Genomic DNA, 21,415 nt, shown 5'->3' with positions numbered 1-21,415 from the left:
CAGGGAGATCGCGCGATGACATCAGATCAGGATCGACCGGCGTCGCCGTCACGGCGGAATCTACTCGCGTTGGCGGGGCTCGTCGGCGTCGGCGCTCCGCTCGGATTGATGCAAGCCGCACGAGCCCTGCCGGCGTTTGGCCGCGGTCCGGCGCCTCTGGGTGACCCACTGATCTGCCGCACCAGCGATAGCGCAGAGCAAGCGAAGGGACCGCCGCGACATATTCGCTTCGCCTATAACGGCACCGGCATCTGCACGGCGGCAGTCCCGGTTGCGTTGCATCGCGGCTATTTCGCCCGTTACAATATCGACGTCGAATTCCTTCAGCTTGCCGGCAATACCGACCAGATGCTGCAGGCGCTCGCCACCGACAAGGCCGATGCGGGCTCCAGCATGCTGCTGAACTGGCTGAAGCCGTTGGAGCAGGGCATCGACGTGAAGCTCACCACAGGTCTGCATGGCGGCTGCACCCGGCTGTTCGCAGTCAAGGAGTCGAGCGTCAAGGACATCAAGAGCCTGAAAGGCAAGACCATTGGCGTCTCCAGCATTTCCGGACCGCCGCGCAACTTCTTTGCCATCCTCCTGTCCGACAATGGGCTTGACCCGCAGACCGATGTTCAGTGGCGCGAATTCCCCGCGGACCTGTTGCTGGTTGCCTTGCAACGGGGCGAGGTGGATGCCATCGCCGATTCCGATCCGAACGCATGGCTGACCGAGCGGCGCGGCAACGGCAGCATTGTCGAGATCGCCTCCAATCTGAGCGGGGACTATGCCGATCTGTCCTGCTGCACCCTCGGCGTCCGCTCTTCGCTCTGGGCCGCAGATCCCGCCGCCGTTGCGGCACTGACACACGCCATCCGCGACGCCGCACACCATGTCGCTGAACAGCCCGACGACGCCGCGGAGGTGTTCTCGAAATACACGCCGAAAGTCGCGGTCGCCGATCTCGCCGCGATGCTGCGCAGTCACACCCACAGCCATCATCCGGCCGGCGAGGCGTTGCGACGCGAAGTCGTGAAGATCACCGGGGATCTCAAGCGGGCATCGATCATCAAGCCGAGCACCGATCCTGTGAAGCTTGCCAGGCGCGTTGTCGTCGACATCGCAGCCTGAGAGTTCCCGTCGCCGGCTTATATTTCGTTGACCGTTGCGCCTGCTCGCTGAAGTCACCACCGTGGCAGCAGGACGAAGCGGCGCGCACAAAATACGTCAGCCGAAATTGTTTCAAGGGACGCTTTCAGTCCGGCAGAAATTGTCTACGTACGCGATGGAATTTGACATGGACACCAGATTGTCCCCGCCATAGCTTTTTCGTCACTGCATTTGTTCGCCGTGCATCGACAGCGCGGATGAACATTCGAGAGACCGTTCGTTCGAAGAGAGCATTCTGATGAGTTTTCGTCCCCTGCATGATCGCGTCGTGATCCGGCGTATCGAAGAGAGCAACAAGACCAAGGGTGGAATTATCATCCCGGACACGGCGAAGGAGAAGCCGCAGGAGGGAGAGGTCGTCGCGGTGGGCAGCGGCTCGCGCGACGAGACCGGCAAACTTCAGCCGCTCGACGTGAAGAAGGGCGACCGCGTGCTGTTCGGCAAGTGGTCGGGCACCGAGGTGAAGATCAACGGCGAGGATCTCCTGATCGCCAAGGAATCGGACATCCTCGGGATCATCGCCTGAGAATGATTATCGCCGCATTCCGCGAGCAGACGAGCCTGCACGGCAGGCATCTCCGGCGGCGGATGCAGGCAAACTTTGCAACAATTGCTACGAGGAGCATCGTTTAATGGCTGCCAAGGATGTCAAATTCTCCGCCGATGCGCGTGAACGCCTGCTGCGCGGCGTCGACGTGCTCGCCAATGCCGTCAAGGTGACGTTAGGACCGAAGGGCCGCAACGTCGTAATCGAAAAAGCGTTCGGGGCACCGCGTATCACCAAGGACGGCGTCACCGTCGCCAAGGAGATCGAGCTGGAGGACAAATACGAGAATATCGGTGCCCAGCTTGTGCGCGAGGTTGCTTCCAAGACCAACGATCTGGCCGGAGACGGCACGACGACGGCGACGGTGCTGGCGCAGTCGATCGTGCGCGAGGGCGCCAAGGCTGTCGCCGCGAGCCTCAACCCGCTCGATCTGAAGCGAGGCATCGATCTCGCCGCAGCCGAAGCGATCAAGGACATCGAGAAACGGGCGAGGAAGCTGCAATCGTCGGAAGAGGTGGCCCAGGTCGGCACCATCTCCGCCAATGGCGATACGGCGATCGGAAAGATCATCGCGACCGCAGTCAAGAAAGTCGGCAATGACGGCGTGATCACGGTGGAGGAAGCAAAGAGCCTGGATACCGAGCTCGACGTCGTCGAAGGGCTGCAATTCGATCGCGGATATCTGTCGCCTTATTTCGTAACGAACGCCGATAAACTGCTCGTCGAGTTCGAGGACCCCTATATCCTGATCCACGAGGCGAAGCTGAGCTCGCTTCACCCCTTGCTGCCAGTGCTCGAAGCCGTGGCGCAAACAGGTAAGCCGCTCCTGATCGTCGCCGAGGATGTCGAGGGTGAGGCGCTCGCAACCTTGGTGGTCAACAAGCTGCGCGGCGGCCTGCGGGTCGCTGCCGTGAAGGCGCCTGGCTTTGGTGATCGCCGCAAGGCGTTGCTGGAGGACATCGCGATCCTGACGGCTGGTCAGACGATCTCCGAAGAGCTCGGGATCAAGCTCGAGAATGTGACGCTGTCCCAGCTCGGCCGTGCCAAGCGCATCCGGATCGACAAGGAGAACACCACGGTCGTGGGCGGGGCCGGAAAGCGTAAGGACATCGACAGCCGCATCGCGCAGATCAGGACACAGATCGAGGAGACGACCTCGGACTATGATCGGGAGAAGCTGCAGGAGCGCCTGGCGAAGCTGTCCGGCGGGGTTGCCGTCATCAGGGTCGGCGGCGCGACGGAGATCGAGGTCAAGGAGAAGAAGGATCGCGTCGACGACGCGCTCAACGCCACCAGGGCGGCGATCGCCGAAGGCATCGTGCCCGGCGGGGGCGTCGCGCTGTTGCGTGCCAAATCCGCCGTCAGCAAGCTCACGCACACCAATCCTGACGTGCAGGCCGGTATCAACATCGTGCTGCGCGCGTTGGAGGCTCCGATCCGCCAGATCGCCGAGAACGCCGGTGTCGAAGGTTCGATCGTGGTGGGAAAGATCCTGGAGCACAGGTCGCCAACCTTCGGCTTCGACGCGCAGGCCGAGCAATATGTCGATCTGTTCGAAGCAGGGATTGTGGATCCGGCCAAGGTCGTGCGCACGGCGCTCCAGGACGCGGCTTCGGTCGGCGCCTTGATCGTGACGACGGAAGCACTCGTCGCTGAACTGCCCAAGGACAAGCCGGCGTTTCCTCCTCCGGGGGGAGGGGGAGAGTTCTGAGTGGACGAACCGGCGCCGCGCATCGCTGGTTGATCGTCGTCTCGGAACCAACTGACTGTCGCGTGGGCGCGCCGGCGATATTTCGTCCCGCCGCTCATGCGACAGCCTTTATTGCAGAGGCCGCCCGTAACCCCATCAGGAGGTCGTATTTCAAGGAAACCTGGTCGAGCATGGCTGACCCCACAATCGTCGCTGCGAAACACCGCCGCTCAAAGCAGGGCACGGCAATCCGTCACGTCCTCTTCGGGGTGCTGGCGATTGCCATCGCCGCAGGCAGCGCGATCGCGGGCGCCGACGACAGGCCGCTGCGGATCGGCCTTGCCACGAGCATCTCGAACCAGGCCGCGGAGATCGCCGCAAAGGAGGCGAAGGCGCAGGGACTCGATATACAACTGATCGAGTTCAATGACTGGAATACCCCCAACCGCGCAGTCGCCGAGCGGGAGCTCGAAGCGAACCTATTCCAGCACGTGCCGTTCCTTGAGTTCACCATCTCGCAGAAGGGATATGCGCTGATTCCGGTCGGCGTCGCCTTCAGCACGCCGTTCGGCCTCTATTCCAAGAAGTACAAATCGCTCCAGGAGCTTCCGGATAACGCCCGCATCGCGATCTCCAGTGACGCCGTCAACACCGGCCGCGCCTTGCTGCTGCTGCGCCAAGCGGGTCTGATCGAGCTGAAGCCCGGAGCAGATCATCGCGCCAAGCTGGAAGACATTGCGGCGTACCGCAAGCCGCTGAAGCTCGTCCAGCTTGAAGGTCCGCAGATCGCCCGCTCCCTCGAGGAGGTGGATGCTGCAGCGACCTATCCCACCTTCGCGAAGCTCGCCGGACTTGATCCTGCCGTCGGTCTGGTGTTCGAGAACGACCCGATCTACGCCTTCCAGTTCGTTACCCGGCCGGAGCTGAAGGACGATGAACGGTTGAAGCGCTTCATTGCAATTTACCGGCATTCAGACGCAGTCAAAGCCAAGCTGCGCGAACTCTACGGCACACTCGTCAGCTTTCCGGGCTGATCTCCAGGGAGAGCAAATCCAATGGCGTCACCTCTGCGATTTGGAATTTGGGCCTTGACCCATGGAAGTTGTAGCAAGCCGGATACTCGACTTCCACGCCATCGGCGTCGAGCTCTTCATGCTGCAGTTCCAGCCCGTCGACGAAAACATGCGCAGCTTCGCCGAGCATGTGATTCCGCGCGTCCGTCGCCTGCAGGCGCGGGCGGCCTGAGAGAGCCGTCTCGTCACTTCAGATAGTCCGGCAGTGTGAAGCCGTCATAGAAGCGGTCGCTGCGGATCGCGGCCTTGAAGGTCTCCGACTTGTAGCCTGCGACGATATCCTGCGTCCATGCACTTTCTGCGTTGCCGCGCTTCACCGCAACGACGTTGATATAAGGCGTCGTCATCTTTTCTAGCGCGAAGGCGTTCGTCAGATTCAACCCGCTGTAGATCGCGAAATTGCCCTGGATTGCGGCGAAGTCCACATCGTCAAGAGCGCGGGGCGCCTGCGCGGCTTCCAGCGGTACGATCTTGATGCCGCCCGGATTCTTGATCACGTCGAGTTCGGTGACGTCGACCGGTTTGCTGTCGCGGATTTCGACGAGGCCGAGGTCGCGCAGGATCCACAGCGCACGCTGCAGGTTGACGGGGTCGTTGGGGACCGCCACCGTCGAGCCGGGCTTGATCGGCGTGCCGAGCGCATGCTTCTTGGAATAGAGGCCCATCGGGGGCGTCGGCACGTGTATGATGCCGACGAGATCGGTCTTCTGGCGTTCATTGTAGGAGTTCAGGAAGACGGTGTGCTGCATGACATTGGCATCGATCTCGCTCTTGAACACGGCGTTGTTGGCCTCGAGGCCGGTCGAGAATTCGAAATATTTGATGCGGTAGCCCTTCTTCTCGAGTTCCGGCTGAACGCCGGCCTTGAACTCGTCGATATAGGGGCCGGGCACAAAGCCGAGCTTGAGCTCAGTCTTGGCTGGCTCGGCGCGGGATGGGGCGCCTGCCAGCGCACCGATGATGAGAACGGCCGAAAGTAGCAGGAAACGAGGCACATTCATTGCAGTCTCGGAGAAGTTGTGATGCGTGGAGTGCACGAATGCCCGCGGAAGACGCGGGGCATAATCCGGAAAGATTAGGCGGTCATGCGATCGCCTGAATGCTGTCAGCGAACACGCTGCCGGGTCGGTTCAGGCCGTAGTGGTCGCGCAATGTCTTGCCGGTGTACTCCTCGCGGAACAGGCCGCGCTTGCGCAGGATCGGCACGACCTGTTCGGCGAAGATGTCGAAGCCGCCAGGCAGCCAAGGCGGCATGACGTTGAAGCCATCGGCCGCGCCATTCTCGAACCAGGTCTGGATGTTGTCCGCGATCTTCTCCGGCGGCCCGGCGATCACCCAGTGACCGCGGGCCCCGGCCAGGCGCTGCACCAGTTGCCGGATGGTTGGTTTCTCGCGATCGACGATGTCGACCACAAGCTTGAAGCGGCTGGCGACGCCACGGGCGCTGTTCGTATCGATCAGATGCCGCGGGAACGGCCCGTCGAGGTCGAAGCCGGAGAGATCGAGTCCGATCATCTGGCGCAGTTGGGTCAACGAATATTCCGGCTGGATGAGCTCGTTGAACTCGTCCTGCAGCCGATCGGCCTCGACTTGCGTTGAGGCGATGAACGGGCTGATGCCGGGCAGGATCTTGACCTGATCCGGCTGACGGTCGAAGGCGCGCGCCTGCCGCTTGATGTCGGCGTAGAACTCCTGCGCGCTCGCCAACGTCTGGTGCGCGGTGAAGATCGCCTCAGCAAAGCGTGCCGCGAAGGCGCGCCCGTCGTCAGACGAGCCGGCCTGCACGTAGACGGGCCGCCCCTGCGGCGGCCGCGAGATGTTGAGCGGTCCGCGGACGCGAAAATGCTTTCCGACGTGGTCGATGGTGTGCACCCTGGCGGTATCGGCGAAGACGCCGGAGACGGGATCATTGACGAGGGCATCGTCCTCCCAACTGTCCCAGAGCCTGGTGACGACGTCGAGGAACTCCTCAGCGCGTTCGTATCGCTCGTGATGCGGCGGGTGCTCCGGCAGCCCGAAATTCTGCGCCGCCTGCGGCACGCTGGTCGTGACGATGTTCCAGCCGGCGCGGCCGCCGCTGATATGGTCTAGCGAGGCAAACAGCCGCGCCAAATTGTAAGGCTCCGTGTAGGTTGTCGACGCGGTCGCGATCAGGCCGATGCGTTTGGTGACGGCGGCGATCCCAGCGAGCCAGGTGATCGGCTCGAGCCGGAAGCGCTGCGCATAGCGGACATTGTCGGCGAGTGCAGGTCCATCGGCAAAGAAGATCGCATCGAACTTGTGCGCCTCGGCGCGCTGCGCCAGTTCCTGATAATAGCTGATGTCGAGGATCCGTTCCGCGGCGGAGCCCTTGTAGCGCCAAGCGGCCTCGTGATGGCCGCCGGGATAGATGAAGAGATTGAGGGTTAGCTGACGTCGATCGCTCATGCCTGAAGCCTTCGGATGTTCTTCATGAATTGGACGATGGCGCTTTGCGCGCAAAGGCAAAGCGCAAATAGCGTTCGAGCCTCAACCCCTCGGGAATGCGATTGGCTTCGACCAACTCGGCGAACGCAGTGCGCACGCGGTCCCGTTCGGGTTTCGAGAAGCCGTCGAGGAAGTTGCCGAAGGCGCTCGCTTCCGACCATCTGAGAACCGAGTCTGCATCGCGATGCAGATCGATCAGCGATCGGAGGTCGCTGCGGTAATCGATAAAGCCGACGCTGGTTAACAGCGCCTTGAGCCCGTCATCGGTGACGCCGAGAACAGGATTCGATTCTCGATGCGCATCGCCAAGTCCGGCCTGCACGATTGCTGCACGAAGAAGCTGGCGCGACTGGTGCGGTCGCGAAGGATCCTGCACGTTGAGCCCGAGCCTGCCGCCGGGCTTCAGTACGCGGTGGATTTCCTGCAAGGCGCGGTCTTTGTCCGCGATCCAGTGCAACACGCTGTTGAGATAGACCGCATCGAACTCACCGTCGCGGAAACGGGTCAGATCCTCCGCGCGTCCGGTCTCGAACGTCAGACTGTCCGACTGCCGAAGCTGTGCAATCTCGATACGGTTTTCCAGCGGATCGATGCCGACGACGCGGCCCTGCGGACCAACCAGGCCGGCGACGAACTCCGCGAGCCGACCAGTCCCGGCGCCGATATCGAGCACGTGCTCGCCCGCCTTCGGCGCAAGCGGGCCGATCAGTAATTTGCCGTGATGGAATTGAACGACGCCGGCCTGTTCATAGGCGCGGGCAAGTTCGGGAGTATCCTGCTCAAGGCTGATGACGCCCCTCGGTTGCGACATTTCCGGACTGTCCATCGTCACTGCATTCGGTGCTCGAGCACGAGCCCGCAGCTTGCAAACTCTACGTCTTCGATCGCGAGTATGTCGATGAAATGAATTTGCATAGTTGTATCGGTAGCGAGCATGAACCTTTTGGATTGCTCGTCAATCGGAGACGAGACCCTATGCCGCGACGGATATATCGACATGCGAGGCAATCTGCGTGACCTACGCACATGCCGGTTGGAGCGACGAAGGCCAATTTTGATCGGGCAAAGCACGCGTCGCGCGTCGGTGCAGCGCGATCGTCGCAAATCTTCCAGCGCCCGCATCGACGACGACGCGATCATTGCCTGTCCTCGCAAACAAAGCTGGTTTCATTTCATTGACTGAAGATCGGTCGCCCCTACGATTTGGTTGTAATCGCGAGGTTGATCAGCATGCCGCAATCCGATCCCGACAGCGTAGCCCGAGAAACCCTTCGCTTGATCGGACCCGATCCGCAAAATTGGGTGCCGGACCGCGACGGGATCGATCACAACGTCTTCGTTGTCGGCGGCGGACAATCGGGGACCGCCTTTGCATTTGCGCTCCGGCGTGCTGGGATCGGCAAGGTCTCCGTGATCGATGCAGCCGTGGAAAGCGGCAGCGTCGGCGTGTGGCGGACCAGCGCGCGCATGCACAAGCTGCGCACGCCAAAGAACCTGCCGGGGCCCGAGCTCGGGGTGCCTGGGCTCGGCTTCCAGGCGTGGTACGAAACACGCTACAGTGCGGCGGCCTATGAGGCTCTCGACCGGATTCCGCGCCTGGATTGGGCTGCCTATCTCGACTGGTATCGCAACATCCTCGGCGTCCCCGTTCGCTACGGCACGCGGCTGATCCGCATCGAGCCGCAGGCCGATCACTTGCGGCTTCATCTGGAAAAGGACGGTGCGCCGAGCATTGAGACCACGAGGAAGCTCGTGCTCGCGACTGGCTTCGTCAGCAATGGCGGTCCCGCTGTGCCTGACGTCGTGAAGCAGAATCTGCCGAGGAGTGCCTATGCTCATACCTCGGAGGCGATCGATTTCGAGTCTCTACGTGGAAAGGCGATTGCTGTGCTCGGCAGCGCGGCGTCGGCGTTCGACGCCGCAGCGGTTGCGCTGGAAGCGGGCGCCAAGGAAGTGCACCTGTTCGCGCGGCGCGAAGCACTCGCCGCGCTGCCGGTGATCCGCATCCGCGGCTATCCCGGCGCTTATGACAATTACGGTGCGCTGCCCGACGCCGTGCGATGGCAGCAGGCGGTCCGCTTCCGCCGCGCGGGCTCGACGCCGCCGCCGGATGCAATCACGCGCGCGGTGAAATTCCCGAACTTTCATTTGCATCTGGCATCGCCCTGGATTTCCGCAAAGCCCGCGGGAGCGGGGCTGGTGGTCGGTACGCCGAGCGGGGAATTCTCATTCGACTTCGCCATTGTGGCCACCGGCTATTCCGTCGATCTCGCCGCGCAGCCGGAGCTGCGCGACTTCGCGCACGAAATCCTGCGCTGGCGCGATCGCTTCGCGCCTCCGGACGATCAGCAGGACGAGACGCTGGCGGCCTATCCCTATCTCGGCGCAGGGCACGAGTACCTGGAGAAGGAGCCTGGCCGTGCGCCGTACCTGAAAGAGATTCACGTGTTCAACCCGGCGGCTTTTGTCAGCTTCGGCGTGCCGGTCGGCGATGTCTTGAGCTTCAAGCGCGACATCCCGGCGATTGTGGCGCGCATCAGCCGCGACCTGTTCCTTGCCGATCTCGCGGCGCATGAGGAACGGATCAACGGTACGATTGCGGAGGATTTCGCAGCCGATCTCTACGCACCTGCAGTCTGGCAATCGCCGCAGAATGTTGCGGCGGAATAGGAAGCACGACCATGGCTCAAACTGACCTCATCGACAACGTCATTCCGCGCGCGGACATCGTCAAGCGCGCGGCCCGTCTCGGGGCGGAGATCCGGAACATCAAGCTGTCGGGCGATTTGCCTGACCAGACGATCGCCGCGATCAACAACGTGCTGCTCGAGCACAAGGTGATCTTCTTCCGCGACCAGGATCATCTCGACGACGCCGAGCAGGAACGGTTCGCCGTTCGGCTCGGCAGACTGGTGCCGCATCCGACGATCGGCGCGGCCAAGGGCACGTCTTCGATCCTTGAATTGGACTCGGGCCGGGGCGGGGGACGCGCCGACCAGTGGCACACCGACGTCACCTTCGTCGACGCCTATCCGAAGATCTCTGTGCTTCGCGGCGTGGTGATCCCACCCTATGGCGGCGATACGGTTTGGTCGAACACGGCCGCAGCCTATCTCGACCTGCCGCCGCCGCTGCAGCGGCTTGCCGACGAGCTCTGGGCGATCCACAGCAATGCCTATGACTACGCAGTGAAGTCGCGCGCCACCGAGGCGGACAAGAAGCACTTCGACGAAGTCTTTACCGGCACCGTCTACGAGACCGAACATCCGGTGGTTCGTATTCATCCTGAAACCGGCGAGCGGACGCTGGTGCTCGGCAATTTCGTGCAGCGGTTCGTCGGCTTGCCGAAGTACGACGGCCAGAAGCTGTTCGATCTGTTCCAGTCGCACATCACCGCGCCGGAAAACACCGTGCGCTGGAGCTGGAAGGCCGGCGACGTCGCGATCTGGGATAACCGCGCGACGCAGCATTACGCGGTCAACGACTATGGCGACCAGCACCGTGTCGTCCGCCGCGCCACGATCGATGGCGAGGTACCGGTCAGCATCGATGGCCGCCACAGCGTGACACGTATCAAGGCCACCAAGCCGCAAGCCGCGAAGGCCGCGTAGCCATGTCAAGCATAGAGATGCTGATGTTGCTCGAACTGGCGCATGGCTCACCGGCATCGCTGCGCAGGGAAGAACCTGCGCCCGTGGCGCGCCGACTGCGCCGTCGCTTCCGCCGGCTGGTGGCCCTGCTGCGAAGGTCACGGCCCTTTGGAGCGGGGCGTCCTCAGTTTCGTAGCCCAGGTGGAGCGTCGGCGTAACCGGGGTCCGTTCGTAAGTGTTGATGCAGACGTCCTGGCTTCCGCGCTCGCTCCACCCGGGCGACGGGCTTCAATTTGGAACGGTCAGCTCAGGCCGGATCCTCGTCCCCGAGGATGGCGCGCAGCCGGGCAATCAGCTCCCGGTTCGCTGGATCGTCGCGGCGGCGAGGCCGGGCAACGTCGATAGGAATGGACGCGGCGAGGCGTCCCGGTTTTCCGGTGATCGCGATCACATCGTCGGCGAGATAGACTGCTTCCGTGATCGAGTGGGTCACGAAGATGACGGTCTTGTGGGTGGCGGCATGGATGCGCACCAATTCGTCCTGCAGCGCTTCGCGGGTGAGGGCATCGACGGCGGCGAATGGCTCATCCATCAACAGGATGTCGGGATCGACCGCGAGCGCGCGCGCCAGCGCCACGCGCTGACGTTGTCCGCCGGACATCTCATGCGGATATCGCTTCTCGAAACCGGGCAGGCCGACCAGCGCGAGCGCGGCCCGCGCCATCTCGTGGCGCTCGTGGGCGCTGACCTTGCCGTGCTCGAGGCCGAAGCCGACATTCGAAAGCACCGTGCGCCATGGCAATAGGCGTGCGTCCTGGAACACCAACGCGACCGGGAGCCTAAACCCTTCCGCGCGCGCATTCACGCTGACCTCTCCGGCATTCGGCTGAAGCAGTCCGGCCATCACGCGCAACAGCGTCGACTTGCCCACGCCGGAGGGGCCGAGCACGGCGACAAAACGGCCAGGCGCGATGTCAAGGTCGAGATCGCGAAGCACCTCCGTCCGCTCGCCATCGCGCGCGAACGTGAGGCCGACACCGCGCAGCGAGATTATCGCTTCCATCGCAGCACCCGTGATTGCAGCGCGATGAAGGAGGTGTCGATCAGCCCATACAGCGCGGCCATCGTCGCCATGTAGATCACGACGACGTCGCTCGCCAGCAGGTTGGAAGCCTGCATCATGCGTTGGCCAAGACCGGGCACGCCAAAGATCTCGGAGGCGACGACCGCCATCCAGGCCTGCCCCAGCGCAGTCCGCAGGCCGACCAGGATGCCCGGCGCGGCGGCAGGTAGGATCACCTTGATCAGCTTTTGATCCGCGCGACCGAATCCGAACGCATCGGCCACTTCGATCAGGTCGCGGTTCACCGAGTGGACAGAGCCAAGGGCCGCGAAATAGCAGATCCAGAACACGCCGGTCGAGATGATGAAGATGGCGGCTGCCGGATCGATGCCGAACCACAGGATCGCGAACGGCACCCAGGCAAGTCCGGGGATCGGCCGCAGGATGCGCACGATCCAGGCGAGAAAGGATTCCAGTGTCTTCGACATGCCAGTGGCAACGCCGAGAGCGATGCCGAGCAGGCTGCCGATCGCAAGCCCTGCGAGGTAGTTGCGCAGGCTCGTCGTCAGCGCAGCGAACCAGATGCCGCTCGAAAGCTCGCGCCAGAACGCCCGTGGCAGCGCACTCGGTGGCGGCAGCACCGATGCCGGCACGACATGGAAGGCGGGCATCGCCTCCCACAGCGCGAGGAAGCCGGCAAATCCCAGCGCGCCCAGCGTCAGCGATCGTATCCGTGTCACCGGCCCGCGTCCGTTACGTAAATGACAGACGTCGTTAATTGGCCGCGGCGCGGTTATAGACGTCGAAGGCGAACAACCCTTCGAGCGGCTCGGCCTTTTGCAGGGCGCCGATCTTCACCTGGTACTCCTGCAGTTGCCGCGTCGATTCCTCGATGCGGCGCGGATCGGACGTGAACTGGGTCTGCGGTGATTTCAGCGACTCCAACAGGATGTCATCGGGCACGAGGCCGTTGCCGAAGGCGGCGCCGACATGCTTCACGGCACGTTCGGGATGCTCCTTCAGAAGCGCGGTGGCGCGGATGACCGAGCGCACTAGGCCGTCGACGGCCTTGGGGTTCTTGTCGGCGAAGGGACCCATGACGGCAACCACGACACCCGGGAAATTCGGGAACATATCCTTGCCGGTCGCGATCAGCTTGATCGCCGGATTCTGCTTGCGGATGATGGAGAGCGCGGGCTCGCGCACCGAGCCGCCCTCGACCGCGCCGGTCGCGATCGCGCGCTGGGTCGCGTCGATGCCCATCTCGACGATCTGGACATCCGCCTTGTCAGCCTTCACGACCTCCCACAGCCAGTGCTGCAAGGCGGTGTTCGGGCCCGAGCCGATCGGCTGGGTCGCGAGCTTGACCGGGCGGCCGTTCTTTTCACGAAACGCCTTGAACGTAGCCGCCGGATCCTTGCCTTCGATCTGCGGAGAAAACGCGGCGCTGGTCGCAAATCCCATTTCCTCGACCACGGTCGCGGCGACGATGCGCACGTCGATGCCCTTTGATCGGGCGACCAGCAGCGGCGCAAGGCCGGCGACATAGACGTCGAGCGTGCTGGACTGCAGCGCCTGGATCATGTTCGGACCGGATTCGAATGTACTCGTGGTCAGCGCCAGTCCCGCCTGCTTGATCCAGCCTTCGCCATCCGCAACGAAAACCTGCGCCGCGCCCATCACCGGGATGAAGCCGACGCGCAGCGATTGCTGCGCCTGGGCGGAAGCCGACAGACCGAGTGCGATCCCGACCGCCGTCAGGGCAGCAAACATGGTTGTTACGAGGCGCATCGTCATCCTTCCGAGCGATCAGGGGAAATGTGGCCGCAACGTCTCTTTTCGAGAACGTTTGGTCCATCACGTTATTCGGGCCTTGTCAGCTAAAATATGCTAACTTCATGCCTAGAAATAGAAAGTAATTCCGTAACTCTCTCGAGGTACGGACGACAGTACCCCTCACACATCTAACGGCTTCGGCAGCCTAGCTCGGGTCGACACCTGTACCGACCTTGTTCCGGGCCGTGGCCTGCGTCACCACGCTGTTTGGCGGCACGTCGCGCGTAAGCCAGACATTGCCGCCGATGGTGGAGCCGCGGCCGATGGTGATCCGGCCGAGGATGGTCGCGCCCGCGTAGATAACGACGTCGTCCTCCACGATCGGATGGCGCGCGTCGCCCTTGATGATGTTGCCTTCGTCATCGGTCGGGAAATGTCGCGCGCCGAGCGTGACGGCCTGGTAGATGCGCACATTATTGCCGATCACGGCGGTCTCCCCGATCACGACCCCGGTGCCGTGATCGATGAAGAAGCCCGATCCGATGCTGGCGCCCGGATGGATATCGATGCCGGTCCGGGCATGGGCGATCTCTGCTATCAGCCGCGCGACGAGCCGCGCGCCCTGGCGATGCAGGATATGGGCGAGGCGGTGGTGGATGATCGCGGTCATGCCGGGATAGCCGATCAGGATCTCCGGAAAATTGCGCGCGGCCGGATCGCCGACGAAGGCCGCTCGGAGGTCGTTGATCAGGACGCCGCGCACCGAAGGCAGTTGGGAAGCGAAGCTGCGCGTGAGCTCGATCGCATCCTCCCGGCGAAAGCCCGGCAACAACTCGTCGCCGACGAACAGTGCGCCGCGATGGACCTGCTCGCACAGCGAATCCAGGACAACACTCAGCGTGTTACCGACAAAATAGTCGATGTTCTCACCGTCGAGATCGAACCGTCCATAGTGCCTTGGAAACAGCGCCTCCGTCAGCCCGTTGAGGACGGCTTCCAGCGCATCGCGAGACGGCGCGCGGCGCGCTTCGCCATCGCGGCGGATGCTGTGGGTCTCCTCGCGCGAGACGCGCAAATCGGCGACGATGCGGTCGAGTTGCCAGCGTGCCGTCGACGCGCCGCTGTCGTTGGCTGCGACGAATTGCGGGTGTGTCGGAATTTCACGCTTCATGCTGTTTCGCCCCGTTGCCCCTCAGCGGACATGCGCCAAGGGGATGCTCACCTCTGCAAGTCGGTCCAGATCCGCGTCGTGATCGATCTGGACATATTGGCCGTTCCAGTAGATGAGGCCGGACAGACGATGCGACAGCTCCATGCTGAGCAGGCGGCCAATGATGATGCCGTGCGAGTATCGCTCGATAATCTCCTCGGCCTCGCATTCGACCGTTGCAAGCGCCTTCGCCAGCAGCGGAACACCGGAGGAGCCGGCGAACCATGGCGTTCCCTCGAAACGCTGCCCGCCGTTCAGCCGGCGATTGCTGAAGCGGGCCGCCAGCACCTGCTGGTCCGCCCCGAGGATGTTGACGCCGAACAGCCGATCGCGCTCAATCAGGCTGAAGGACGAGGCCTGCCGGTTGATGCTGACCAGCAATCTTGGCGGAGCGGCGCTGAGCGAGGTGAGGGAGGTCACCGTCATGCCGGTGATGTCGCAGTCCCGCCCAGCAGTGACGATGCTGACGCCGCCGGCGAGGCGGCGCATGACTGTACGAAACTGCCGTTCGACCTCGTCATTCTCGTCGACGAGATGGATATCCGCTTTGCCCATCGGGTGCTCCTCTCGTCGATCCCAGCCGAATTCCGTGTCCCGCTAGAAGAATCCCTTGGCGGGCAGCGCCGTGCCGCTGATCTCGTATTGCCCGATCGAGCGCGCCTTGAAGGTGATCGGGTTATGCGAGGACAGTGCCACCCCGGGAAGTGCAAGCTTGCTTCACACGACGTAAACTGTCCCACGAATTCAGCCGAACAGAAATAGAGTGGTTTTCCATTTGTCCGGTGTCAGAGAGTTTTCTGGTTTCTTCGCGCGCGCCGCACGGCAAAGAATATTTTCAACGTCATCCGGGGGCTGGCCAAGTTGGGACTTTGCCATCGAAATCATCAGCCGCGGCGGTTTTGCGATCAATGTCGCAGACGTAGATGCAAATCCTGTAGCGGATGCCTCTGATGGTTTGGATTGCGATGCGTATCTACGATGTCCCAAATGCGTTTTCTCTTCCGCGCGGCTTGGCCTCATTCCGAAGCCGCTCAAGGTTTCCGCCATCGTCTGGAAGTGGACACCGGGGTTCGTGACGCTGGTTGCCTGGCAACCGTCAAACTACGACGCGTAGCGAATTGTTCTCTCCATATCAGTCCTCACAGCATGGCTTTCTTTACGCCCGACCAACAAAGAAATTCTGTGAGATTGCAGATAGATAGCCGTCACCCATACTGGTCGAGCTGGAACGCGTCAGGTTGCCGCAGGAGTGTGCGGCGCCTGCGCGATGGATGGCGCGGGGTGAGACCATGTCCGATATCGCAGTCAAGACAACCAATCATGTGACGGTAAAAGACCGGCTGACCGAAGACTGGCTGTCGGTTGCCATCGGCCTGCTGGTCTTTGCGCTGGCGCTGTTCAGCCTGAGCGGCGTCGACCTACTCGGATGGGCGGTGACGACCTCGGTCTACACCAGCCTCTCGCAAGCGCTGGCGCCGTTTGCGAAAGGCTATGCCTGGCTCGGCGGCGGCGCATCGCTGTTTGCAACCTATGCGGCGCTGCTTGTGGTGCTCAGCATCGGCGTTGCCGCGCTCGGCGGCGACGTCCGGAAATTCGTCGCCGCCTTCACCGTCACCTTCGCGATCGCCTATGCGAGCTGGATCGCCGGCAGCTATGCCTATGTCGCCGCCGTCACGCCGGCGGAGCAACAGAAGTTCGGCATCGCCTGGTCGCTTAAGCTCACTAACGAAGGCGGCTTCGTCGTGGCGCTACTCGCGGGCCTTGTCATCGCCAATCTCTTTCCCCGCTTTGCCGAGTGGCTGAAGGAGGCGATCCGGCCCGAGCTTTACATCAAGATCGCGATCGTGATCCTCGGCGCGACCGTGGCGGTCACCGCGGCAGGCCGGCTCAACCTCGCGTCCTCGATTCTGATCCGCGGCGCCGCCGCGATCATCGAGGCCTACCTGATCTATTGGGCCGTGGTCTATTTCGTCGCGCGAAAATGGTTCGGCTTCAGCCGCGAGTGGTCGGTGCCGCTCGCCTCCGGCATCTCGATCTGCGGCGTCGCGGCTGCGATCGCAACCGGCGGCGCGATCCGGGCGCGGCCGGCGGTGCCGGTCCTGGTGTCCTCGCTGGTCGTGGTGTTCGCCGTGGTCGAGGTATTGATCCTGCCATTCCTGGCACAGACCTTCCTGTGGCAAGAGCCGCTGGTCGCTGGCGCCTGGATCGGGCTTGCGGTCAAGACGGACGGCGCGGCGGTGGCCGGTGGTGGCATCACGGAGGCATTGATCACGGCGAAGGCTGCCGCCGAGGGCATCAAGTATCAGCCTGGTTGGATCCTGGCGACGACGGCGACCGTTAAGGTCTTCATCGACATCTTCATCGGCGTATGGGCATTTATCCTCGGCTACATCTGGACGAACTACATCGACAAAGGTCCCGATAAGGCCAAACCGGGCGAAATCTGGCAGCGCTTCCCAAAATTCATCCTCGGCTTCGTCGTGGTGTTCGCAATCTCGCTGTACCTTGCGCTCGGCGCCACGCCCGAGATCGCCAAGGCGCTGCCGGCGGCGGCCGGCGAAGCCAACGTGTTCCGCGTTATCTTCTTCATCCTGACTTTCTTCTCGATCGGCGTGCTGTCGGATTTCCGAAAGCTCTGGCAGCAGGGTTTCGGCAAGCTGGCTGCCGTCTATTTCGTCAGCCTGTTCGGCTTCGTGATCTGGGTTGGCCTGCTGATCTCGTGGCTTTTCTTCAGCGGCGTTAAGCCGCCGCTCGCAAGCTGAAAGCCGTGAAAGGAGAGGGACGTGTCACAGACAGAATTCGAACGTGAATCGAACCAAGCCGGCGAACCGCTGCTCCCCGTCGAGAAGCAACTGATCGGCTGGAGCCTCGGCGTCGGTGTGGTCGCGCTGGTGATCCTGGTGCTCATCAACCACTTCGTGCCGATCGCGGTCTGAGCTCATAAACCTTCAGGATAGCGGTAATCCCTCCCTGCCACGGCAGATGATGCCGAGGGTACTGATAGTCCGTTCTTGCTGAGGTCTTTCCACAAACCTCGATGGCGGTTTTCATCTGACGGAAACTCAGCGCATCACAGCGTCCACCGTTTCAGCGCTCCGTCGAGCTATTATCGAGTTCACCGGCCGTCATTGAGAGCGTAAGATGCTCCCGAGCGAGCAGAGCGGACGGAAGGTGCCGCGACCGCGAGCAGATGCATGAGATCATGATGACCGACTTTGCCAGTTCGGACGATCGACTTTATTGGGAACCCAAGCTCGAGACCCAAAGCCGGGCGGCATGGGATGAGCTCAAGCTGTCGCTGCTGCAGAACCATCTTGCGCATGCCTATGCCGGCTCGCCGGCCTACCGTGCGGCATTCGACGCAGCGAAAGTCGGCCCCGACCAACTCCGCAGCCTCGATGACATCAGGCGCTTTCCATTCATCGACAAGCGCGTGCTGCGCGACCGACAGCTTGCCGTTCCTCCCTTCGGCGATCTCGTCGCAGTGCCTGAGCGCGATATCGTCTATATCTCCGCCTCGTCGGGTTCGACGGGCGTGCCGACGGCATCGCCCTTCACCGCACAAGATTTCGACGAGTGGATCGACTATGAAGCGCGACAGTTCTGGTCATCCGGCATGCGCCCGACCGACCGCTACGTTCATTCGCTCAACTTCTCGCTATTCATCGGCGGGCCCTGCGTGCTTGGCGCCCAGAAACTTGGCGCGCTCACGATCCATGCTGGTACGATCCCCTCCGAGCGCCTGCTGCAGATCCTGAAGCAGTTCCAGGCCACCGTGATCTGGACGACGCCGTCCTACGCCTGGTATCTCGGGGAAACGGCCGTAAAGGAAGGCTACGACCTGAGCAAGGATCTTGCCGTCAGGCGCATCTTCGTCGCCGGTGAACCAGGCGGATCGATCCCGGAGACGCGAGATCGCATCGAGCGATTGTGGGGGGCGTCGGTCTACGACTACTACGGACTCTCCGACATCTTCGGATCGTGCGCCGGCATGTGCGAGCACAAAAACGGTCTGCATTGGGCGGAGGATCACATCCTTGTCGAGGTGCTAGATCCCAAGAGTGGCGAGCCGGTGAAGCCTGGGGATCGCGGCGAAATGGTGCTCACCACGCTGAAGAAGCGGGCACGACCGATGGTGCGCTTTCGCACCGGCGACATCGTCAGCTTCAATCCCGACCCCTGCGCTTGCGGACGCACGGCAATCCGCCTCAACGGAGTGCACGGCCGCCTTGACGACATGCTGATCATTAAGGGCGTCAACCTGTTTCCGAGCGACGTTGAGGCCGTGGCGCGTCAAGACCCTGAACTCACGGGGGAATACCGTCTCATCGTCGACCGCGTCGATCACCTCGATCGGCTCACGGTCGAGATCGAGTATCGTCACGGCTACAACGGCCATGTCGAGGAGCTATCCGACCAGTTTGCGCGTAAGCTTCGCGCAGTGACGGGCGTTTCTGCCATTGTCAGGGTGCTGCCGCCGGACTCGCTGCCGCGCGCCACCCACAAGGCGAAGCGGGTCGAAGATCGCCGTTCCGGTGTCTGGACCTGAGCGACGATGTGCGGCGTCGGGCCGCGAGCGATGTTCATCGCGGCGGGACCTATTCAGGCCAAGCCACGCGACGAGGGTGTCGCCTGGAGGTGTCGCAGCCCGCGATCGCAGAATCGTCGATCGCTTGCTTAACTCCAGGGAAGCAGAGGATTCTTAGGCTCACCAGTGCCTGCGTGAGCCCACACGAATTTTCTCTCGCCAGCGGCCACTGGGAAAGCTTTACCCAAGTCTTCGTGAATATCTGAAATTGCCAGCAGCGTTCGATCGCGTAACCTTCCCGTCCGCATGCTGCGCGCCGCCGCAGGCAATTGCGTACGGAGAATGATCCATGACTTATCGACAGTATCGCACCGAACGCGCGTTAACGCCGGTCGGATCGGTTGAGTTCGACGCGGATGTCCTGGTGATTGGCGGTGGACCGGCAGGGACTTGGGCCGCAGTCAGCGCGGCCGTGCGCGGGGCGCGCGTCGTGCTCACCGACAAGGGATTTTGTGGCACATCGGGTGCGACCGCGGCGGCCGGCACCGGCGTTTGGTACATCGATCCCGATCCTGCGCTGCGCGAAGCCGCGATGGCTGGTCGCGAGAAGATGGGGGGCTATTTGCAGGACCGGCGCTGGATGGCGCGAGTGCTCGATTGCACCTATGAGCAGAGCAACCAGTTAGCCGATTGGGGTTATCCTTACCCGGTCGATGACCACGGCAAGCCGCAGCGCAATTCCCTGCAGGGGCCCGAATACATGCGGCTGATGCGCAAGCGCACCAAGCAGGCTCGCGTCACTATTCTCGACCATTCCCCAGCGCTCGAACTGCTCGTGGACGATGATGGTGCGGTCGCGGGCGCCAGCGGGCTTCGCCGCCAGAAGAGCGACCGCTGGACCGTACATGCCAAAGCGGTAGTGATCGCTACCGGGGGCTGCGCGTTCCTCAGTAAGACGCTTGGCTCGAACGTGCTGACCGGGGACGGCTATCTGATGGCCGCGGAAGCGGGCGCCGACCTAACCAGTATGGAATTTTCCAATCCATACGCGATCTCGCCCGCCTTCGGCTCGGTGACCAAGACGCTGTTCTATGGCTGGGCGACGTTTACATATGAGGATGGCAGCGTCGTCCCTGGCGCAGCCTCGAAAGGCGGCCGCTCGGCCATCGCCCGCGCACTGCTGCAGGGACCGGTCTATGCGCGCCTCGATAAGGCAGACAGGACCGTGAGGCGGGACATGCGGGCCTCGCAGCCGAACTTCTTCCTGCCGTTCGACCGCACCGGCATCGACCCCTTCACCGATCGGTTTCCAGTCACCTTGCGACTCGAGGGCACGGTGCGCGGTACCGGCGGGCTTCGGATCGTCGACGACACCTGCGCTACGAGCGTGCCGGGGCTCTACGCCGCAGGTGATGCAGCGACCCGCGAGTTGATCTGCGGTGGGTTTACTGGTGGCGGGAGCCACAACGCCGCCTGGGCAATGTCCTCAGGCACGTTCGCAGGGCAGGGCGCCGCCGACTATGCGCGACAAGTCGGGGTTGCCACCCGGCGCAGCTTCTCTTCGGCCGGGACAGTTGCGCTACGCCCGCGCTCTAAAAGGGCTTATAAGCCAGCGGCGCTCGCAAAGTCGGTTCAGGACGAAGTCTTTCCCTATGAGCTGAATTATTTCCGCGAGGCGGGGCGTTTGACTGCGTCGCTTGAGCGCCTCGATGCGCTTTGGGTCGAGGCGTCGCAGGCGAACGCGGCGGCCGAAGATGACCTGCTTCGGGCGCGCGAAGGCGCGGCCATGCTGGCGACGGCGCGCTGGATGTATCGCTCGGGGTTGGCGCGACAGGAAAGCCGTGGCATGCACCGGCGGGACGATTTTCCGCATCAGGACGACCGTCAGCGCCAATACATCACGGCCGGTGGGCTCGACGAGGTTTGGACCTCGGTGCGCGCACATGCTGACACCGTCTATGCGGAGGCTGCGGAATGATCGAAATTATCGACGCCGAGCGCTGCACGGCCTGCGATATTTGCGTCAATGTGTGCCCGACCAACGTCTTCGACAAGACCGACGGGATTCCTGTGATCGCCCGCCAGGGCGATTGCCAGACCTGCTTCCTCTGCGAACTCTATTGTCCCGAGGATGCGCTGTTCGTCTCGCCCTTTGCGGACGTGCCGCAGGAGGTCGATCTCGCAGTCCTGAAACAGAATGCGCTGCTTGGCAGCTACCGCAGGGCGGTCGGCTGGACCGATGAGACAAGGGATCAGCGCGGCATTGATCGCAGCTATCTGCTGTTTGGCCACGGAATCCGATGCGGCGTTGACCGTCCGA

The 21,415-nt window shown here is 62.7% G+C and carries 20 protein-coding genes and 1 pseudogene; 13 read left to right on the top strand and 8 right to left on the bottom strand.

The window, feature by feature from the left end; all coding sequences use genetic code 11:
• Positions 1-15: 15 nt before the first annotated feature.
• From OZ411_RS14615 to OZ411_RS14595, 5 genes are all read left to right on the top strand, one after another.
• Positions 16-1,113, top strand: a complete 1,098-nt coding sequence (locus OZ411_RS14615) for an ABC transporter substrate-binding protein (RefSeq protein ID WP_282528519.1) — start codon at positions 16-18, stop codon at positions 1,111-1,113.
• Between the two features lie 277 nt (positions 1,114-1,390).
• A complete protein-coding gene (gene groES, locus OZ411_RS14610) occupies positions 1,391-1,678 on the top strand; it encodes a co-chaperone GroES (RefSeq protein WP_282528518.1) in 288 nt (95 codons plus the stop codon).
• A 106-nt stretch (positions 1,679-1,784) separates the two neighbouring features.
• On the top strand, positions 1,785-3,410 hold the full coding sequence (groL, locus tag OZ411_RS14605) for a chaperonin GroEL (protein WP_282528517.1): 1,626 nt from the start codon (positions 1,785-1,787) through the stop codon (positions 3,408-3,410).
• A 170-nt stretch (positions 3,411-3,580) separates the two neighbouring features.
• Complete coding sequence (locus OZ411_RS14600; protein ID WP_282528516.1) at positions 3,581-4,423, top strand: MetQ/NlpA family ABC transporter substrate-binding protein; 843 nt, start codon at positions 3,581-3,583, stop codon at positions 4,421-4,423.
• A gap of 61 nt (positions 4,424-4,484) precedes the next feature.
• Positions 4,485-4,634 (top strand): hypothetical protein, encoded by a 150-nt coding sequence (locus tag OZ411_RS14595; RefSeq protein WP_349017014.1) that lies wholly within the window; start codon positions 4,485-4,487, stop codon positions 4,632-4,634.
• Between the two features lie 13 nt (positions 4,635-4,647).
• Here OZ411_RS14595 and OZ411_RS14590 read toward each other — a convergent pair whose 3' ends face one another.
• The 3 genes from OZ411_RS14590 to OZ411_RS14580 all read right to left on the bottom strand — a co-directional run bounded on the left by OZ411_RS14590 (position 4,648) and on the right by OZ411_RS14580 (position 7,739).
• Positions 4,648-5,463 (bottom strand): MetQ/NlpA family ABC transporter substrate-binding protein, encoded by an 816-nt coding sequence (locus tag OZ411_RS14590; RefSeq protein WP_282528515.1) that lies wholly within the window; start codon positions 5,461-5,463, stop codon positions 4,648-4,650.
• Positions 5,464-5,545: 82 nt separating this feature from the next.
• Positions 5,546-6,889: an LLM class flavin-dependent oxidoreductase gene (locus tag OZ411_RS14585; RefSeq protein WP_282528514.1), complete on the bottom strand. Its 1,344-nt coding sequence runs from the start codon at positions 6,887-6,889 to the stop codon at positions 5,546-5,548.
• Positions 6,890-6,911: 22 nt separating this feature from the next.
• Positions 6,912-7,739, bottom strand: a complete 828-nt coding sequence (locus OZ411_RS14580; RefSeq protein ID WP_282528513.1) for a methyltransferase domain-containing protein — start codon at positions 7,737-7,739, stop codon at positions 6,912-6,914.
• Between the two features lie 464 nt (positions 7,740-8,203).
• Here OZ411_RS14580 and OZ411_RS14575 point away from each other — a divergent pair, with 464 nt between their 5' ends.
• Together OZ411_RS14575 and OZ411_RS14570 are read left to right on the top strand one after the other, a co-directional pair.
• Positions 8,204-9,598 carry an NAD(P)/FAD-dependent oxidoreductase gene (locus OZ411_RS14575; RefSeq protein WP_282528512.1) on the top strand — a complete coding sequence of 465 codons (1,395 nt, stop codon included), beginning with the start codon at positions 8,204-8,206 and terminating at the stop codon, positions 9,596-9,598.
• 11 nt (positions 9,599-9,609) lie between these two features.
• Positions 9,610-10,539 carry a TauD/TfdA family dioxygenase gene (locus tag OZ411_RS14570; protein ID WP_282528511.1) on the top strand — a complete coding sequence of 310 codons (930 nt, stop codon included), beginning with the start codon at positions 9,610-9,612 and terminating at the stop codon, positions 10,537-10,539.
• Positions 10,540-10,825: 286 nt separating this feature from the next.
• Here the strand turns inward: OZ411_RS14570 and OZ411_RS14565 are convergent, their stop codons facing one another.
• The 5 genes from OZ411_RS14565 to OZ411_RS14545 all read right to left on the bottom strand — a co-directional run bounded on the left by OZ411_RS14565 (position 10,826) and on the right by OZ411_RS14545 (position 15,122).
• On the bottom strand, positions 10,826-11,581 hold the full coding sequence (locus OZ411_RS14565) for an ABC transporter ATP-binding protein (protein ID WP_282528510.1): 756 nt from the start codon (positions 11,579-11,581) through the stop codon (positions 10,826-10,828).
• A complete protein-coding gene (locus OZ411_RS14560) occupies positions 11,569-12,252 on the bottom strand; it encodes an ABC transporter permease (RefSeq protein ID WP_282528586.1) in 684 nt (227 codons plus the stop codon). The genes OZ411_RS14565 and OZ411_RS14560 overlap by 13 nt, the downstream gene beginning before the upstream one ends.
• A gap of 103 nt (positions 12,253-12,355) precedes the next feature.
• Positions 12,356-13,372, bottom strand: coding sequence for an ABC transporter substrate-binding protein (locus OZ411_RS14555; RefSeq protein ID WP_282528509.1), 1,017 nt, complete (start codon positions 13,370-13,372; stop codon positions 12,356-12,358).
• A 190-nt stretch (positions 13,373-13,562) separates the two neighbouring features.
• Positions 13,563-14,528 carry a serine O-acetyltransferase EpsC gene (gene epsC / locus OZ411_RS14550; RefSeq protein WP_282528508.1) on the bottom strand — a complete coding sequence of 322 codons (966 nt, stop codon included), beginning with the start codon at positions 14,526-14,528 and terminating at the stop codon, positions 13,563-13,565.
• A gap of 21 nt (positions 14,529-14,549) precedes the next feature.
• A complete protein-coding gene (locus OZ411_RS14545; RefSeq protein WP_282528507.1) occupies positions 14,550-15,122 on the bottom strand; it encodes a flavin reductase family protein in 573 nt (190 codons plus the stop codon).
• A gap of 208 nt (positions 15,123-15,330) precedes the next feature.
• On the opposite strand from OZ411_RS14545, the gene OZ411_RS14540 reads away from it, so the two are divergent.
• The 6 genes and pseudogenes from OZ411_RS14540 to OZ411_RS14515 form a co-directional block, all read left to right on the top strand.
• Positions 15,331-15,681, top strand: coding sequence for a hypothetical protein (locus tag OZ411_RS14540; RefSeq protein WP_282528506.1), 351 nt, complete (start codon positions 15,331-15,333; stop codon positions 15,679-15,681).
• A gap of 175 nt (positions 15,682-15,856) precedes the next feature.
• A complete protein-coding gene (locus tag OZ411_RS14535; protein ID WP_282528505.1) occupies positions 15,857-17,329 on the top strand; it encodes a putative sulfate exporter family transporter in 1,473 nt (490 codons plus the stop codon).
• Positions 17,330-17,350: 21 nt separating this feature from the next.
• A complete protein-coding gene (locus OZ411_RS14530) occupies positions 17,351-17,503 on the top strand; it encodes a hypothetical protein (RefSeq protein WP_282528504.1) in 153 nt (50 codons plus the stop codon).
• 269 nt (positions 17,504-17,772) lie between these two features.
• A complete protein-coding gene (locus tag OZ411_RS14525; RefSeq protein ID WP_282528503.1) occupies positions 17,773-19,116 on the top strand; it encodes a phenylacetate--CoA ligase in 1,344 nt (447 codons plus the stop codon).
• A gap of 328 nt (positions 19,117-19,444) precedes the next feature.
• Positions 19,445-21,073 carry an FAD-binding protein gene (locus OZ411_RS14520; RefSeq protein WP_282528502.1) on the top strand — a complete coding sequence of 543 codons (1,629 nt, stop codon included), beginning with the start codon at positions 19,445-19,447 and terminating at the stop codon, positions 21,071-21,073.
• Positions 21,070-21,378, top strand: a pseudogene (locus tag OZ411_RS14515) (ferredoxin family protein); the annotation flags it as partial. The gene OZ411_RS14520 and the pseudogene OZ411_RS14515, both read left to right, overlap by 4 nt.
• Between the last annotated feature and the right edge of the window lie 37 nt (positions 21,379-21,415).

Origin of the sequence: Bradyrhizobium sp. Arg237L (assembly GCF_029990105.1) — a bacterium.
In the GTDB taxonomy this organism is placed as follows: domain Bacteria; phylum Pseudomonadota; class Alphaproteobacteria; order Rhizobiales; family Xanthobacteraceae; genus Bradyrhizobium.
Note: the sequence above shows the minus strand (reverse complement) of the source record. Positions and strands in the feature narration are given on the sequence as shown.

Excerpts from the sequence above, each read along its gene's own strand:
- OZ411_RS14615 (WP_282528519.1), top strand. The coding sequence starts at position 16 with ATGACATCAGATCAGGATCGACCGGCGTCGCCGTCACGGCGGAATCTA.
- groES (WP_282528518.1), top strand. The coding sequence starts at position 1,391 with ATGAGTTTTCGTCCCCTGCATGATCGCGTCGTGATCCGGCGTATCGAA.
- groL (WP_282528517.1), top strand. The coding sequence starts at position 1,785 with ATGGCTGCCAAGGATGTCAAATTCTCCGCCGATGCGCGTGAACGCCTG.
- OZ411_RS14600 (WP_282528516.1), top strand. The coding sequence starts at position 3,581 with ATGGCTGACCCCACAATCGTCGCTGCGAAACACCGCCGCTCAAAGCAG.
- OZ411_RS14595 (WP_349017014.1), top strand. The coding sequence starts at position 4,485 with ATGGAAGTTGTAGCAAGCCGGATACTCGACTTCCACGCCATCGGCGTC.
- OZ411_RS14590 (WP_282528515.1), bottom strand. The coding sequence starts at position 5,463 with ATGAATGTGCCTCGTTTCCTGCTACTTTCGGCCGTTCTCATCATCGGT.
- OZ411_RS14585 (WP_282528514.1), bottom strand. The coding sequence starts at position 6,889 with ATGAGCGATCGACGTCAGCTAACCCTCAATCTCTTCATCTATCCCGGC.
- OZ411_RS14580 (WP_282528513.1), bottom strand. The coding sequence starts at position 7,739 with ATGTCGCAACCGAGGGGCGTCATCAGCCTTGAGCAGGATACTCCCGAA.
- OZ411_RS14570 (WP_282528511.1), top strand. The coding sequence starts at position 9,610 with ATGGCTCAAACTGACCTCATCGACAACGTCATTCCGCGCGCGGACATC.
- OZ411_RS14565 (WP_282528510.1), bottom strand. The coding sequence starts at position 11,581 with ATGGAAGCGATAATCTCGCTGCGCGGTGTCGGCCTCACGTTCGCGCGC.
- OZ411_RS14560 (WP_282528586.1), bottom strand. The coding sequence starts at position 12,252 with ATGCCCGCCTTCCATGTCGTGCCGGCATCGGTGCTGCCGCCACCGAGT.
- OZ411_RS14555 (WP_282528509.1), bottom strand. The coding sequence starts at position 13,372 with ATGCGCCTCGTAACAACCATGTTTGCTGCCCTGACGGCGGTCGGGATC.
- epsC (WP_282528508.1), bottom strand. The coding sequence starts at position 14,528 with ATGAAGCGTGAAATTCCGACACACCCGCAATTCGTCGCAGCCAACGAC.
- OZ411_RS14545 (WP_282528507.1), bottom strand. The coding sequence starts at position 15,122 with ATGGGCAAAGCGGATATCCATCTCGTCGACGAGAATGACGAGGTCGAA.
- OZ411_RS14535 (WP_282528505.1), top strand. The coding sequence starts at position 15,857 with ATGTCCGATATCGCAGTCAAGACAACCAATCATGTGACGGTAAAAGAC.
- OZ411_RS14525 (WP_282528503.1), top strand. The coding sequence starts at position 17,773 with ATGACCGACTTTGCCAGTTCGGACGATCGACTTTATTGGGAACCCAAG.
- OZ411_RS14520 (WP_282528502.1), top strand. The coding sequence starts at position 19,445 with ATGACTTATCGACAGTATCGCACCGAACGCGCGTTAACGCCGGTCGGA.